We start from the raw sequence: 14,807 nt of genomic DNA, 5'->3' as shown, positions 1-14,807 counted from the left end.
CGGCACAGGAGCCCACGATGGAAGCCCGTCTGAACCTTTTCGCCAACCCGATCGCCGGCAAGTTCCTGCGGTACATCAACTCGGCAGGGAAGGCGGTCTCGGACTCGACGCTGCCGCACGCGACGCAGGAGCTGGTGAAGATCCGCGCCAGCCAGATCAACGGCTGCGGCTTCTGCACCGACATGCACACCAAGGACGCCACCGCCGCCGGTGAGACCGTGCAGCGTCTGCATCTGGTCGCGGCCTGGAGGGAAGCCACCTGCTTCACCGAGGCCGAGCGCGCCGCCCTGGAGCTGACCGAGCAGGGCACCCGCATCGCGGACGCGGCGGGCGGTGTCACGGACGAGGTCTGGGAGGCCGCCGCCAAGCACTACGACGAGGACCAGCTCGCCGCGCTGGTCTCCCTGATCGCCCTGATCAACGCGTACAACCGGCTCAACATCGTCGTCCAGCAGCCCGCGGGCGACTACCAGCCCGGCATGTTCGGCTGACGGCCGGGCCGGCGGTCGCCGACCGGCCGACGCCGAGGGATGTGACAACCCCCGTTCGTCACATCCCTCGGCGGCCGGAACGTCTGCTGGGTGATGCCACCTCGGTCGACGTGCCCGTCCGGCAGCGTGAGGGTGCGTCACCCGGGACGGTGCCGTCCCTCGGAGGCGGGGCAACCCTCCCGCGCTTCCGCTCGTCTCCTGAGACGTCTGTGCTCGCCGGACGTACTCACCCTTGCGTGTAGGGTTCCGGCGTTCGGCGGTGACCAACGCCCGTGGTCCGAGCACGGTGTACGGGGAAAGCGGCCGATGCTAAGGAGCGAACGCCGATGAGTGGCACGAGAAGGCGTGGACACGCTCCGGCGGCGCGGGGGCGCGGGAACGGGGGCGGCGGCACCAGGCTGACCCGGCGGGGCCGGATCCTCGCCTGGGGCTCCGGGGTGACCGCGCTCGTCGTCCTCGGTGTCGGCGGTGTCGGTGCCTGGATCTACCAGGACCTCAACAGCAACATCCAGCAGGCCGACGTGGACGACAAGCTGGGCGGGGACCGCCCGGTGAACCTGTCGCCGGGCTCGAAGAACATCATGCTGGTGGGATCCGACAGCCGGGACGGCGCCAACGCCAAGTACGGCAAGGACCTGACGACCATGCAGTCGGACACCCTGATGGTGCTGCACATCCCGGCGAACCGCGAGTGGGCGTCGGTGGTCTCCTTCCCGCGCGACTCCTATGTGGAGATACCTTCCTGCGAGAAGGGCGACGGCAGCACGTCCTCCCCGCACCACTTCAAGATCAACGAGGCGTTCGCGCTCGGCGGCACCGGCGGCAAGGTCGCCGAGGCGGCCGCGTGCAGCATCAAGACCATCGAGTCCAACACCGGCCTGCGCATCGACCACTTCATGTCGATCGACTTCTCCGGCTTCAAGGGGATGGTCGACGCGCTGGACGGCATAGAGGTCTGTCCTGAGCAGGCCATCCACGACACGAAGTCCCATCTGGACCTGCCCGCCGGCTGCCAGACGATCAAGGGCGAGAAGGCGCTCGGCTACGTCCGCACCCGCTACAGCATCGGCGACGGCTCCGACATCGGACGCATCGGCCGTCAGCAGGAGTTCATGGACGCCATGGCGAAGAAGGCCAAGTCCAAGCTGACGGACGCCGACGCGATGTACGGCTTCCTGCAGTCCGTCACCAAGTCCCTCACCGCGGACCCCGACCTGGCCGGCATCCAGCCCCTGTACGGGCTGGCGAACGAGCTGAAGGGGATTCCGAGCGACCGGCTGAGCTTCCTGACCGTGCCCAACTACGGCCGGGAGGCCGACGAGCCGAGCGACAAGGCCAACGTCGTCTGGCAGTACCCGCAGGCCGCCGACCTGTTCACCTCCCTGGCCAAGGACAAGGAGGTCACCAAGGCGCAGGTGGAAGCGGCCAAGAAGGACGTGGTGTACGCCTCCTCGGTGAAGGTTCAGGTCCTCAACGGCACCGGAATCGGCGGCCGCGCCGCCGCCGTCGGCGAGCGTCTGACCGACGCCGGCTACAGCCTCGCCGGCACCGGCAACGCCCCCGGGACGGCCACGAAGACGACGGTCACCTACCCGCCCGGCCTGCAGCGCCAGGCCGCCGCCCTCGCCTCCCGCCTGCCGGGCGTGAGCGCGGTGGAGGACGCCTCGGCCGCGGCGGGCGTGGTCACCCTCGTCGTCGGACCGGAGCTGAAGGTCGACGACGTCGCTTGATCATCGGTGGTCGCGACGGCCCTCGGGATGAGGTAAAGTTGATCTCGAGCCGGTCACCGGGAAACAGAAACGGTGAACGACCTCTGCGTTGGTGGTCCAAGGAAAGACGCCCCGCTTCCTGCGGGGAGATGCAGGTGCAAGGCCTGCCCGGCGCTCCGATGACGAGTCCCATCCCGTGTCAGGCGGGGTGGGACTCGTTCGTTCTGCCCGTGTTCCCTGCCTGCAACGGCAGTTCGGTGACGACCTCGAAGCCGCCCTGCGGCCGGTGTCCGGTCCGTACCAGCCCGCCCGCCGACCGGGCCCGCTCGTGCATCCCGAGGAGCCCGTAACCGCCGTCGGGTGCCGCCGCGGGGCGTTTCGCCGTCCCGGGGCCGCCGTTGTCGACGATCGTGAGCGCGAGCCGGTCACCCGTGTAGACGAGCCGTACCTCCGCGGTGCAGGTGGCGGCGTGCTTGGTGACGTTGGTGAGGGCCTCCTGCACGATCCGGTACGCCGTGAGGTCCGCGCCGCTGGTCAGCGGGCGGGGCTCGCCCTGGGTGACGAGGGTGACCTCGAGACCGGCGCCCCGGAACGAGGCGGCGAGTTCGGGCAGCTGGGCGAGTCCGGGCGTGGTCCCGAGGGGCCGGTCGTCCGCGTCGGTGCCGTCGGTGCCGTCGGTGTCCGCCGCCGCGGTGTCCGCCTGCCGCAACAGCCCCACCGTGGCCTTGAGTTCGCGCAGCGCGGAGGCGGTGGTGCCGGCCAGGTCGGCGGTGAGACGGGCGGCGTCCTCGGGGCGGGCGGGCAACTGGCGTGCCACGGCGCCCGCCTGGAGGTGGGCCAGGACGAGGTGGTGGGCGACGACGTCGTGCAGATCGCGGGCGATGCGCATCCGCTCCTCGGCGACCCGGCGGCGCGCCTCCTCCTCCCGGGTGCGTTCGGCGTGCTCGGCACGGGTCCGCACGGCGTCCAGATAGGCCGTGCGCAGCCGGTTCACCGTACCGAGGGAGGTCGGCAGCAGCAGCCAGGCGGTGGGCCCGAGCAGTTTCAGGACGAGGGGTTCGCCGGGCGGTCCCGCGAGGAGCCCGGTGCCGACCAGCAGCGCGATGCCGGTGACGGTGAAGGTGTTGGCGGTACGGCGGTCGGTGGCCGCGGCGAGGGAGTACAGGGCGAGCATGAGGGGCGCCAGCAGCAGCACGGTGAGCAGATATCCGAGCGCGGAGGCGACGACCGCGCAGCCGAGGGTGACCAGGACCGTACGGCGGGGGTGCGTGCGGCGCCAGGCGAGCGCGGTACAGGCGAATCCGGCGAGCACGACACCGGGCCACCAGGGGACGCCCAGATCCTGGCCGGGAAAGGTGACCACGCTGCCGGGAAAGGAGCAGGCGAAGAGCGCGGCGGCGAGAACGGCGTCGGCGGGGCGGGGCAGGGGTCTGGGAGATCCGGGGAATCTGTGGGGCTGGGAGCTCATGGAGTGGGGGTCCTGTCGCTCGACCTGGGCGATCGGTCGGGGGAGGGGGACGAGGGGGTCAGTCGCCGTGGTGGCCCCAGCCGCGCCAGGCGGCGGCGAAGGCGGATGAGCCGACGGCGAGGGCGAGCGGCAGGAGGAGGCAGACCGGCGGGGTGATCACGGGTGCAGTCCGTCGGTGGCCAGGGCCTGCCAGAGGGGCATGACGGTCAAGACGGGGCGTGCGGGGGACGGCCGTACCGGACCGGGGCGGTGGTGCGTGGTCCGGCGGGTGCGGGCCTTCCGGGCGGGGGCGATGGTGGCGGTGGCGTGCGGCATGGCGGACGCTCCTGTGGGACGTCTGGGGCGGTCGTTGCTTAAGTTAGGCAACCATATTGACTTACTTAAGTCAAGCAAGCATCTGGGTTCGCTGTGTGTTCCGACCGGGATCTTGCTTGAGTCACGCAACCATATGTACTGTGAAGTAATGACGTCACCGCCACCCGCAGCGCCGGTATCCGCCGATGTGATCGCCATCGAACAGGCCCTCACCCGCATCACCTACCTGGCCGGACGCGCCCGCCAGCACGAGCGGCTGATGGCGCTGGCCGGCCTCCCGCTGGACCGCGCCGCCGTGGCTATCCTGCGGCACCTCGCCGAGAACGAGCTGCTGCGTCCCGGCATGCTGGCGATGCGCCTGTCGGTCGAGGCGTCCCATGTCACCCGTCAGCTGCGGCAGATGGAACAGGCCGGTCTCGTCGCCCGGGTCCCCGACCCCGACGACCGCCGCGCCCAGCTCATCCGCCTCACCGAGTCCGGCCGCACCGCGGTGGACCGCGTCCGCGCGGCAGGCCTGCGGGGCATGCAGGCGGCTCTGGCCGACTGGAACCCGGGCGACCTCCACGAACTCGCCTCCCTCTTCGAGCGGCTGGTGAAGGATTTCGTGGCGCATGCGGAGATGCCTATGGAGGGGGCCTGAGGGGTCCTTGCGCCGTGAGCGTCCGATGAGGACGTACGGACCGCCGGCGGTCAGCCGTCGGCGAGGCGGTTCAGCCACTCCCCCAGCAGGTGTTGCTCCGCGCCGCTGAGGGCGGTCTGTTCGGGCAGTGCGGCGCGCAGGGCGCGGGCGGCGCCCGCCGGACCCGCGTCCTGCACGGCCGGCTGCCGGTTGGTGACGGCGGCGACCATGGACTCCCGCAGAGTGGTCAGCAGGGCGGGGTCGCGCCGGTCCTCGGGCAGCGACAGCCAGGTGAGCACCGCGCCGCGCGCCGTGGCGTGGATGATCTGGGCCGCGAGCTCGTCGTTCACGCGGAGCCAGCCGCCCGCGGCCAGGCGCCGGATGCGGCCCATCAGGATCTCCATGCCTGCTTCGAAGGCGGCCGAGGCGGTCCTGGTGGGTTCGGTGTACATGAGCGTGAACAGCGCGGGGTTGGCCAGACCGAACTCGACCGCGACGTCCCAGCCCGCCCGCAGGTCCTCGATGGGGTCCTGGGGGTCGGGGTCGACGTGCTTGGTGGCGATGAAGGCGGCGAAGCCGTGCTCGGCCACCGCGTCGAGCAGCCCGTCCTTGTCGCCGAACAGCCGGTAGATGGCCGGCGGCTGCAGGCCCGCCGCCTCGGCGACCGCGCGGGTGGTGACCGCGTCGCGGCCCCCGCGCGTCAACAGGTCGATGGCGGCCTCGACGACCCGCTGCCGGGTCTGCTCCCGGGCCGGGGACGCCGTGTCGGACTTGGCGGCGGAGTCCGTTCCGTCGCGTGAAGGTGAGGGCACGGAACAACGATACCGCGTCGGCGATTCCATCGTTAGTAACAGTGATACCTTGATAGTGATTCCACTGGAACCATCGGCCGTCGGGTCGCCGGAACCACCGGAATCGCTGGAATCGCATGGCCACAACACTGGAGCGCATCATGATCATCGTGACCGGAGCCACCGGACAGCTGGGGCGGCAGATCGTCGAGAGGCTGCTCGCGCGGGTGCCGGCCGACCGGGTCGGCGTCAGCGTCCGCGACCCGCGGAAGGCGCAGGCCTTCGCCGACCGGGGGGTGCGGGTGAGGAAGGGCGGTTTCACCGACGCCGCCGGCCTCGCCCACGCCTTCGAGGGCGCCTCCCAGGTGCTCATCGTCTCCGTCGACAAGATGGGCGAGGAGTGCGTCGAGCAGCACCGGACCGCGATCGAAGCGGCCGTGGCGGCAGGCGCCCGTCGCATCCTCTACACCAGCCAGATGGGGGCCGGCGCGGCGTCGGCCTTCCAGGCATGCCGTGACCACGCCGCCACCGAGGAGATGCTGCGCGCCTGCGGCGTCCCGTTCACCTCGCTGCGCAACGGCTTCTACGCCACCAGCGCGGCGCACTTCCTCGGCCACGCGGTGGAGTCGGGCCGGCTCGTGCTCCCCGCGGACGGGCCGGTCAGCTGGACCGCGCACGCCGACCTCGCCGACGCGACCGCCGCGATCCTGGCCGACGAGGGCTGCTTCGACGGCCCCACGCCACCGCTCACCGGAGGGCGGGCGCTCACCTTCGAGGACATCGCCGGCATCGCCGCCGAGGTCACCGGCCGTCCGATGACGAGGACCGTCGCATCCGACGACGACTTCCGCGAGGGGATGGTGGGCCAGGGCGTTCCGGCGGAGACGGCCGATCAGCTGCTGGGCATCTTCGCCGCCAGCCGTGCCGGCGAGTTCGCCACCGTCGACCCCACGCTGGCCACCCTGATAGGCCGCGAACCCGCCACCCTGGGCGCGGTGCTGCGCGAGCGGCTGGCCGGCGGCTGATCCGGTCCCGGATCTCAGACCGAGAGGGCGGGGCGCGGGAGGACGGTCGTGGCCGGGCGGGGGCGGGGGGTGCTCCGGGTCTCGGTGGTGGTGAAGACCACCAGCCGCAGGAGCAGGAAGCGGCCTGTGCCGGCCAGGGCGGAGGCCGAGAGGTAGACCACCTGTTCCGTGAGCATGCTCGGGGAGGACTGGAGGGCGTGCAGGGTGAGGACCGCGATGCTGGTCGCCGCGTAGGCCGCCGCCGCCGAGCCCGCCGACTGCCAGTGGCGGCGCCAGCCCGCCCGGCGCCCGGTGCGGAAGGTGTAGCGGGCGTGGAGTTCGGTGCACAGGAGGGTCGAGGCGATCGTGATCAGGGCGTTCGCCAGGGTCCAGGGCATGAGGGCGGCCAGCAGGGGGACCGCGAGGCTGCAGAGGACTCCGGTGCCTCCGCCGAAGACGACGAAGCGGACGAAGGAGGCGAAGGGGCCGGTGGGTGCCGCGTTCGGCGTGGTGGTGGGGGTGGGGAGCGTCTTCACGGCTGGTCCTTCCGCAGCGGCGGCCGTGACGGGGCACAGCACCTCGGCAGCACTTAGCTTGCTTAACTCAGGCAACTATAAATAGATTGCTTGAGTTACGCAAGCACCTCTTCCGGGGTGGGGTCGTCAGTGCCGGCGGTGCAGGCCCGCGATCAGGATCTCGACCAGTCGGCGCGCGTTGTAGAGGGGGTTGTCCTCCGCGCCGATGCAGAGGTTGCCGACGCCGCGCATGAGTTCGAGGGCGGTGATGTCGGCGTGGATCTCGTCGGCGGCGGCCGCGGCTTCGAGCAGTTCGCCGCACACGGGCACGAGGCGGTCCAGGAAGTACGCGTGCAGTGCCTCGAAGCCGGCCTCGTCGGACTGCAGGACGGCGGCCAGGCCGTGCTTGGTGACCAGGAAGTCGACGAAGAGGCCGATCCACTGCCTGAGGGCGGCGTAGGGCGTGGGGCCGGTGCTCAGGAGGGCCGGGCCCGCGTCCGCGCAGGCCTCCACCTGGTGCCGGTAGACGGCGATGATGAGGTCCGCCCGGGTCGGGAAGTGGCGGTAGATCGTGGCCGTGCCGACGCCGGCCCTGGCCGCGATGTCGCGTACCGGGGCCTCCACGCCCGAGGCGACGAACACCGACGCGGCGGCGTCGAGCAGGGTCTCCTCGTTGCGCCGGGCGTCCGCCCGCTTGGGCCGGACCGCGCGTCCCGGGCCGGTGCCGGTGCCGCTGTCGTTCATGGCCTTCGCTCCCCTCGCTTCCTCTGTTGTCGAGCGTGTGTGGTCGAGCGTGCCAAATCTACCGGGCTTGTTAAACGGGACGCCGTTCCGTATATTTAAGCGGGACGTTGTTCCGCTTATTCGGGATGTCAGGAGACACGCTCATGCAGTACCGCACCCTGGGCCACACCGGAGTACAGGTCGGCTCGCTCGCGCTCGGCGCGATGAACTTCGGCAGTATCGGGCGCACCACCCAGGACGAGGCGACCGCGATCGTCGACGCCGCGCTCGAGGCCGGGATCAACCTCATCGACACCGCCGACATGTACGGCGCCGGAGAGTCGGAGGAGATGGTCGGCAAGGCCATCGCCGGGCGGCGCGACGACATCGTGCTGGCCACCAAGGCCGGCATGCCCATGGGGGAGGAACGCAACCACCGGGGCGGCTCGCGCCGCTGGCTCGTCACCGCGCTGGACGACAGCCTGCGCCGGCTCGGTGTCGACCACGTCGACCTCTACCAGATCCACCGGTGGGACCCGAGCACCGGCGACGAGGAGACGCTGTCCGCACTGACCGACCTCCGACGCGCCGGGAAGATCCGCTACTTCGGCTCCTCGACCTTCCCCGCCCACCGCATCGTGCAGGCGCAGTGGGCGGCCCGCGAACACCGCCTCGGCCGCTACGTCACCGAGCAGCCCAGCTACTCGATCCTCCAGCGCGGGATCGAGAGCCACGTCCTGCCCGTGACCGAGGAGTACGGCCTCGGCGTGCTGGTGTGGAGCCCGCTGGCCTCGGGCTGGCTGTCGGGCGCGGTCCGCGAGGGCCGGGCCGTCACCACCAGCCGGTCGGCGTTCATGCCGGAGCGCTTCGACCTCACCGTCCCCGGCAACCGGGTCCGCCTCGACGCCGTCGAGCGGCTGGCCGCCGTCGCCGACGAGGCCGGGCTGACCATGATCCAGCTCGCGCTCGGGTTCGTGACCGCGCACCCGGCCGTGACCAGCGCGCTCATCGGCCCCCGCACGCTGGACCACCTGCACGCGCAGCTCGCCGCCGCCGGCACCGTGCTCCCCGCCGACGTACTCGACGCTATCGACGAGATCGTCGCACCCGGCACGGACCTCGCCCCGCACGAGAAGTTCGACACCCCGCCGGCCCTGCTCGACCCGTCCCTGCGCCGCCGCTGACACCGCTCGACGCACCCGGCTCGGCCGGTGCCCCGGCAGGCGGCGTTCGCCCTGCCGCCGCGGCACGGGGGCATCAGCGGCCTGCGGTCATGGAGCCCATGAGGAGGACCGCGCGGCGCCTGGTGACCGCGCGGCCCAGGGTCGCCATCACGCGGTTGAGGCGGCCCGAGACGACGCTCGGCGGCGGGGTGCGCCGGTCGAGCGCCCGCAGCGCCGTCGCCACGACCTCCCCGGGTGACTGGCGCCGGGTGCCGCCGTCGGCGTCGTTCGTGCCGGCCACGTCGAAGAACTCGGTGTTCGTCGCGCCGGGGGACAGCGCGAGCACGCGCAGCCCGGTGCCCAGGGACTCCTGCCACAGAGCCTCGGTGAAACTCAGCACGAAGGCCTTGGCGGCCGCGTAGACGGCCATGTTCGGGACCGGGCTGTACGCGGCCATGCTGGCGACGTTGACCAGTACGCCGGTGCCGGAGGCCCGCAGCGGCTCGATGAAGGCCCGGCTGATGTCGACCACGCCCGCGATGTCGACCGCCATCTCCTCCCGCAGCCGCTGCGGGTCCTCCGTGTGGAACGGGCCGAAGGTGGCGAACCCCGCGTTGTTCACGACGCTCGTCACGGTCAGGCCGCGCCGCGCCATCTCTTCGGCGAGGGTCTGCCCGGGGTTGGGCAGGCTGAGGTCGAGCGGGACGACCGTGGCGTGGACGCCGTGCGCCGCGGTGAGTTCGGCGGCCAGTTCGTCGAGCCGCTCCCGTCGCCGGGCCACCAGGACGAGGTGTGAACCGCGCGCGGCGATGCGGCGGGCGAACTCCGCCCCGATACCGGCGCTGGCACCGGTGATGAGAGTGGTCTGGCCGCGGTAGTCGACGGAGTTCATGGCTGCTCCCTGGAGACGACGGACGTGCACAGGGCACTGTACGCCGAAACTGTCACCCAGTGCCAAACAGGTACTGGATGCCAAGTCGGTACCGAGTGCAGGTCGCGGTAGGGTAGGCGCCCATGAGCGATCGTGAAGGCGGGCCGACCGGGCTGCGGCAGCGCACCCGGCGGGCGGTGCAGGCCGAGATCGCCGCCACCGCCATGCGGCTCTTCCTCGAACACGGATTCGAAGCCACCACCATGGAGCAGATCGCCGGCGAGATCGGCATCTCCCGCCGGTCGCTGTTCCGCTACTTCGGCACGAAGGAAGACATCGTGCTCGGCGACCACGCCGAGAGCGGCCGCGTCCTGCGAGCGGCGCTCGAAGCGCGGCCGGCGGACGAGTCCCCCTGGGAAGCGCTCCGGGCGGCGCTCAGGACACTCGTCGAAGGCCTCCCGTACTCACCGCAGGAGTTCCTCCGGATCACCGGCATGCTCCACGCGTCGGCCTCCCTCCGGGCACGCAGGCTGGAGAAGCAGCAGCAGTGGACGGAGCTGCTCGTGCCGGACATCGCCGGACGAATGGACACGGGGGACGCCGCCGGGGACCCCCTGACCCAGGTACGGGCCCGCGCGCTCGTCGCCTGCGCCCTGACCTGCTCCGACGTCGCCCTGGAAGCCTGGGCCGGCAGCGACGGCGCGGTCGGCCTGGAGCAGGCCTTCGACGAGGCGGTCGCCGCCGTACGCGCATAGGCGGGCGGACGCGGGACGAAGAACACGAACGGCCCGGCGTCCAGGACGCCGGGCCGTTCGTGGTGGAGGTGGATCAGGACGCGTTCGCGCTGGACGGGCCGAAGAACTCGATCTCCGCTATCGCCACCTGGGTGCTCGCCGAGGCCCGGTAGGCCGACTCGAGCGTGAAGCGGACCTTGGTGACCTCGCCGACGCGGAAGGCGCGGCGCTGGCCGCCCGCGACCTGGTCGAGGGTGATCTCGCGGGTCGTGGTCGTGCCGTCCTTCAGGGTGATCGTCGCCTTGACGCGGTGCGGGAGCGCCGACTGGTTGAGCTGGTCGGCCTTGGTCGAGGTGCCGGACGTGATGATCAGGTCAAGCAGCCGGGTCGGCTCGCTGAAGCGGGCCTCGATCCACTCGCCCTCGCCCGACTGCGAGACACCCGGACCCCACCAGGTGTTGTTGACCTTGTCGAAGGCCAGGTCGGGCTTGTGCCCGGGGTAGGAGCGGGACGCCGCGTACGTGTCCGGGTCGACCGCCGCGCGCTTGGCGAAGTGGTCGCGGGTCGCCTGGATCCAGCCCGGCGTCTTCATGCCGACGAAGATCAGTCCGCCGACGACGGCCGCGGCCACCACCCAGGTGAGGATGCGGTCGAAGGTGCGGCGCAGGCGGGGGCGGTCGCCCGCCCACGGGGTCTCGCCGCCCCGGCCGAACAGCCGGCGCCACCACGGCAGCCGGAAGGAGGAGCGGTCCTCCAGGGTCATCGGCATCGCGCACCGGGCGCAGTAGTGCCGGTCGGGGCGGTTGGGCGTGGCGCACCAGGGGCAGGCGACGCCGTGCTCCTCGCCGAGGACCGGACCGGGGGCGCGCACCTGCGGGCGGTCCGCCACCGGCACGCCCGGCAGGACCGGGGCGACGGACGGGGGCGCGGCGGGGGCGGGTGCCTCCGGCTCGGCGACGGGGACGAGGAGGGAGCGGGCCCGGGCGGCCATCGTGTCCCCGAGGGCGGGGGCCGGGGCGGTCGCCGCGTTCTCGTCGGAAGCCGCGGCGGGTGCGGCGGGGGTCTCCGGGGGGAGCGCCGGGAGGGGGGTTTCCGTGGTGTCCTCGTCGTCCTCGTCGGCCTCGTTGGTCCCGGCGTCCGGGGTGCGGTCGCCGTCGGCGTCGGCGTGATCGGCGGCGGGTGCCGGCGCGGCCGTCGTGGCGGCGGGAGCCGTACGGGCGGCGGGGGCGGCGTCCCCGGAAACCGAACCGGATGCGGATGCGGATGCGGGCGCGGGAGCGGGGGCCGACGCCGATGCCGTGGCGGACGCCGTCGCGGCCGTCGTCGCGCGGGCCGGGGCGCGGTCCGTCCAGCTCAGGACGGCTCCGCAGGCGTCGCAGAAGGACTGGCCGGGTTCCGCCCGGGTGCCGCACTCGGCGCAGTTCTGGGTGGTCATCTCTCCGGGGTCCTTTCGGCGGCGGTCGCGGCGGTCACCTCGACCGTGTACGGCATGTGGGCGGGGCGGGCGGCGGCCACGAGGGTGTCCAGGCGGTGTTCGTCCACGGGGCGGGGGTCGGGCAGACGGAGCGTGACGCGCAGGTGGGGGCGGGGATCGCCCGGGAACGGGCCGAGCGGGCGGGCGCTCCAGGCCGATCCGCCGCTCTCCGAGATCTCCGGCTCCACCCCGAAGGCCAGCCGGATCGCCTCCGACAGGCCTTTGCGGGTGCCGCGGACGCGGTGCAGGTAGGCGGCCGCCGCGACCGCCGCCCGCAGTCGCGGCTCCGGCTCCGTGCCGTCCGTCTCCGCGCCGACCCAGCCCGCGAGCCAGTTGGTGAAGTCGACCGGCGCGAGGGCCGGGTCGAAGTACGAGGGCAGACAGTCCAGGACGTTGAGGATGGGGGCCATGACCTCGTCCAGGCCCGCGACGAAGCGCTGCGCCAGGTCGTCGTCGGCGAAGACGGCCGGCAGCATCATGCCGATCGGGGAGGACGAGCCGAGGCCGTCGACGGAGCCCCTCACGCGCCGTCCCCGATCACGCGGACCCGGTGGTCGTAGGAGAAGACCAGCGCCGGGGCGGAGAGGTCGATGCGGTCCGTCGCCTCGCCGCGCTTGCCCGTCAGCGGGTCGGCCGGGTGCAGGGTGACCTGGTCGACCAGCTCCACGCCCGGGACGCGCTGGAGGACCGCGAAGACCTCACCGGACTGCACCGGCCGGCCGAACGGCCAGCCCTTGCCGTCGGCGCCGCCGGTCAGCGGGTCCAGGTGGCGGTAGAGGGCGTCGTGGGCCTGGCGGCGGACGCGGTCGGTGTCGACGCCGCGGAAGGCGTGCACCGTCGCGACCACCGTCACACCCTGGTAGTACGGCGGTCCGACCGCCAACCTCGTGCCGATCAGGCGGCGTTCGTCCAGGTGGCGCATGATGCGGTCCAACAGGGAGTCGCCGGGCACCAGTTGCTCGAAACGGAGGCGGCCTCCCGGGTCCGGTACGGCCTGCGGGACCACCAACACCCGTACCGCGTACGACCCGTGCTCGTCGGGCTCGCCCTCCAGGCAGGTGATGCGGGCCGTCTCGGGGGCCGCCCGGCGCGCCAGCTCCTCGTAGTCGCGCAGGGTCACCGCCCGCTCCTGGGCGCGCAGGGTGATCGGGGCGCGGAGCTTCGCCTCCTCGACCGTCTCGCCGTCGACCCCGCCGCGCGCGGCCTCCCGGTTGACGACCTCGGAGACGTACGGCACCGAGGTGCGGAGCACCTGCACCGCACCCCTGGCCACGTTTCCGGACCTGCCGCCGCCCGTGCGGTAGCGGCGGGCGCGGATGACCGCGCCCTTGGGGGCGACCGAGCCGTACTGCCGCAGCCCGCCGTCGGGTTCGCGGACGGACGGGCCGAAGGCGATCTCACCGGTGGCCGCGTCGAGGGTGATGTGGCGGTCGTACGGGCCGGAGGCGGCGAAGTGGGGGACCACCTGCCAGTCCGTCCACCCCTCGTGCTCGGCGGTCTGGAGAAGCAGGGGCGGATCGTCGCCCACGACGGGGTGGTTGGCCAGACGCAGGCGCTGGCCGGGAAGTCCCGTCGACTCGCCGAGCGCCTCGTCGTACACCGTCTCCGCGTGGACGGCGGGCGCCGTGCCGCCGACCGTGAAGGCCTCGGCCGAACGGATCGTCGGGGACAGGGTGTAGAAGGGCTGACCGACGAGGGGTTCGGTGACGCGGCAGCGCAGCCAGCCGGCCTCCTGGCCGCCGGAGCGGGACAGGACGTGCCCGCCGGGGACGTGCAGGACGACCTCGCCGGGGCGGTTGAGACCGCCGGTGCCGTCGCGGTCGACCTCGCAGGGCTGCCAGCCGTCCTCCGTCCACGCCTCCCACACCAGGGGCGGCTGGCGCGGGTCCACGCCGACGCCGTCGACCCGGCTGTCGAGTTCGAAGGCGACCGCGCAGTGCGGGACGGCGGCGCTCAGACCGAGGAGCATGCAGTCGCCGGGGCGCGGGGCCTCGGAGAAGCAGAACACGTCCTTGCCCTCGGCGAGGTCGGTGGTCACGTCGGTGACCGGCTCGCCCTGGTGCTGGACGACGAGGTGGGACAGGGCGGACGGCACGACGGACAGTTCGCGTTCGGTCGCGAAGACCACCGCCTCCTCGCTCTCCGTGCGCACGGTCGCCACCTCGGTGCCGGTCGGCAGCAGGATCGTCTCCTCCTGGGGGGCCGACAGCCAGAACGTGACGTCCGTGCGGGCCGCCGTCGGCGGGAACAGGCGGATGCCGACCAGGTCGAGGAAGGCCAGATGGTTCTTGTCCGGGACCCGGTTGAGGCGGTACACGATCTGGTCGGCCATGTGGGCGACCGTCTCGACGAGGGTCACGCCCGGGTCGGAGACGTTGTGGTCGGTCCACTCCGGGGCGCGCTGCTGGATGTAGCGCTTGGCGTCGTCGACGAACTGCTGGAAGCGGCGGTCGTCCAGATTGGGGGAGGGCAGAGCCATCAGCGGTCGCTTTCGGAAGCCGTGCCGGAGGAGCCGGAGGCGTCCGGCTCGTCGTGGGACGGAATGACGTAGAAGGGGAAGACGAGACTGCGCGGGTTGTTGGTCCCGCGGATGGAGTAGCGGACGTCGATGAAGAGGACGCCCTGCTCGGTGCCGGCCGAGACCTCGACGTCGTTGACCTCGATGCGCGGCTCCCAGCGGTCCAGGCTGATGTACACCTCGTGCTGGATACGGCCGGCCGTCGCCTCGTTGACCGGGGCGAAGACCAGGTCGTGGATGGCGCAGCCGTACTCCGGGCGCATCGGGCGCTCGCCCGGCGCGGTCGCGAGGATCAGCCGGATCGCCTCCTCGATCTCGCGCTCGCCGCTGACCAGGGCGATGCCTCCGGTGGGGCCGATGCGCAGGGGGAACGCCCAGCCGGACCCGACGAACTGTTCGGCCATCAGACGGC

16 protein-coding genes are annotated in these 14,807 nt (G+C 72.3%); 6 read left to right on the top strand and 10 right to left on the bottom strand.

The annotated features are described in order from the left end of the window. The first annotated feature begins 17 nt into the window (after window positions 1-17). Window positions 18-491, top strand: a complete 474-nt coding sequence (locus ABT057_RS37065) for a carboxymuconolactone decarboxylase family protein (protein ID WP_352348288.1) — start codon at window positions 18-20, stop codon at window positions 489-491. Between the two features lie 326 nt (window positions 492-817). Beyond that, window positions 818-2,221 (top strand): LCP family protein, encoded by a 1,404-nt coding sequence (locus ABT057_RS37060; protein WP_352348287.1) that lies wholly within the window; start codon window positions 818-820, stop codon window positions 2,219-2,221. A gap of 178 nt (window positions 2,222-2,399) precedes the next feature. On the opposite strand, the gene ABT057_RS37055 is transcribed toward ABT057_RS37060, so the two are convergent. Together ABT057_RS37055 and ABT057_RS37050 are read right to left on the bottom strand one after the other, a co-directional pair. Then, a complete protein-coding gene (locus ABT057_RS37055) occupies window positions 2,400-3,668 on the bottom strand; it encodes a sensor histidine kinase (RefSeq protein ID WP_352348286.1) in 1,269 nt (422 codons plus the stop codon). Window positions 3,669-3,824: 156 nt separating this feature from the next. Next, complete coding sequence (locus ABT057_RS37050) at window positions 3,825-3,983, bottom strand: hypothetical protein (protein ID WP_352348285.1); 159 nt, start codon at window positions 3,981-3,983, stop codon at window positions 3,825-3,827. Between the two features lie 148 nt (window positions 3,984-4,131). Between ABT057_RS37050 and ABT057_RS37045 the strand changes: the two genes are divergently transcribed. Next, window positions 4,132-4,623: a MarR family winged helix-turn-helix transcriptional regulator gene (locus tag ABT057_RS37045; protein ID WP_352348284.1), complete on the top strand. Its 492-nt coding sequence runs from the start codon at window positions 4,132-4,134 to the stop codon at window positions 4,621-4,623. A gap of 50 nt (window positions 4,624-4,673) precedes the next feature. Here the strand turns inward: ABT057_RS37045 and ABT057_RS37040 are convergent, their stop codons facing one another. After that, window positions 4,674-5,414, bottom strand: coding sequence for a TetR/AcrR family transcriptional regulator (locus tag ABT057_RS37040; protein ID WP_352348283.1), 741 nt, complete (start codon window positions 5,412-5,414; stop codon window positions 4,674-4,676). Window positions 5,415-5,554: 140 nt separating this feature from the next. Here ABT057_RS37040 and ABT057_RS37035 point away from each other — a divergent pair, with 140 nt between their 5' ends. Further along, entirely contained in the window at window positions 5,555-6,418 is an 864-nt protein-coding gene (locus tag ABT057_RS37035; protein WP_352348332.1) for an SDR family oxidoreductase, read from the top strand. A 14-nt stretch (window positions 6,419-6,432) separates the two neighbouring features. On the opposite strand, the gene ABT057_RS37030 is transcribed toward ABT057_RS37035, so the two are convergent. Together ABT057_RS37030 and ABT057_RS37025 are read right to left on the bottom strand one after the other, a co-directional pair. Next, window positions 6,433-6,933, bottom strand: a complete 501-nt coding sequence (locus ABT057_RS37030; RefSeq protein ID WP_352348282.1) for a GtrA family protein — start codon at window positions 6,931-6,933, stop codon at window positions 6,433-6,435. Between the two features lie 126 nt (window positions 6,934-7,059). Further along, the gene (locus ABT057_RS37025) at window positions 7,060-7,656 is read right to left on the bottom strand and encodes a TetR/AcrR family transcriptional regulator (protein ID WP_352348281.1); all 597 of its coding nucleotides are present in this window, start codon (window positions 7,654-7,656) and stop codon (window positions 7,060-7,062) included. Window positions 7,657-7,799: 143 nt separating this feature from the next. Here ABT057_RS37025 and ABT057_RS37020 point away from each other — a divergent pair, with 143 nt between their 5' ends. Then, entirely contained in the window at window positions 7,800-8,819 is a 1,020-nt protein-coding gene (locus ABT057_RS37020) for an aldo/keto reductase (RefSeq protein WP_352348280.1), read from the top strand. 73 nt (window positions 8,820-8,892) lie between these two features. On the opposite strand, the gene ABT057_RS37015 is transcribed toward ABT057_RS37020, so the two are convergent. Then, window positions 8,893-9,690 (bottom strand): SDR family NAD(P)-dependent oxidoreductase, encoded by a 798-nt coding sequence (locus ABT057_RS37015; protein ID WP_352348279.1) that lies wholly within the window; start codon window positions 9,688-9,690, stop codon window positions 8,893-8,895. A gap of 122 nt (window positions 9,691-9,812) precedes the next feature. On the opposite strand from ABT057_RS37015, the gene ABT057_RS37010 reads away from it, so the two are divergent. Next, a complete protein-coding gene (locus ABT057_RS37010) occupies window positions 9,813-10,424 on the top strand; it encodes a TetR/AcrR family transcriptional regulator (RefSeq protein ID WP_352348278.1) in 612 nt (203 codons plus the stop codon). A 73-nt stretch (window positions 10,425-10,497) separates the two neighbouring features. Here the strand turns inward: ABT057_RS37010 and ABT057_RS37005 are convergent, their stop codons facing one another. The 4 genes from ABT057_RS37005 to ABT057_RS36990 are packed head-to-tail and all read right to left on the bottom strand — an operon-like array spanning window position 10,498 to window position 14,799. Then, the gene (locus ABT057_RS37005) at window positions 10,498-11,838 is read right to left on the bottom strand and encodes an NADase-type glycan-binding domain-containing protein (RefSeq protein WP_352348277.1); all 1,341 of its coding nucleotides are present in this window, start codon (window positions 11,836-11,838) and stop codon (window positions 10,498-10,500) included. Then, window positions 11,835-12,401 carry a phage tail protein gene (locus ABT057_RS37000; protein ID WP_352348276.1) on the bottom strand — a complete coding sequence of 189 codons (567 nt, stop codon included), beginning with the start codon at window positions 12,399-12,401 and terminating at the stop codon, window positions 11,835-11,837. Before ABT057_RS37000 ends, ABT057_RS37005 begins: the two co-directional genes overlap by 4 nt. Continuing rightward, on the bottom strand, window positions 12,398-14,356 hold the full coding sequence (locus ABT057_RS36995; RefSeq protein WP_352348275.1) for a putative baseplate assembly protein: 1,959 nt from the start codon (window positions 14,354-14,356) through the stop codon (window positions 12,398-12,400). Before ABT057_RS36995 ends, ABT057_RS37000 begins: the two co-directional genes overlap by 4 nt. Then, window positions 14,356-14,799: a GPW/gp25 family protein gene (locus tag ABT057_RS36990; protein ID WP_352348274.1), complete on the bottom strand. Its 444-nt coding sequence runs from the start codon at window positions 14,797-14,799 to the stop codon at window positions 14,356-14,358. The genes ABT057_RS36995 and ABT057_RS36990 overlap by 1 nt, the downstream gene beginning before the upstream one ends. Window positions 14,800-14,807: the final 8 nt, after the last annotated feature.

This window comes from Streptomyces sp. NPDC002588 (assembly GCF_040295925.1).
Lineage (GTDB): Bacteria > Actinomycetota > Actinomycetes > Streptomycetales > Streptomycetaceae > Streptomyces.
Note: the sequence above shows the minus strand (reverse complement) of the source record. Positions and strands in the feature narration are given on the sequence as shown.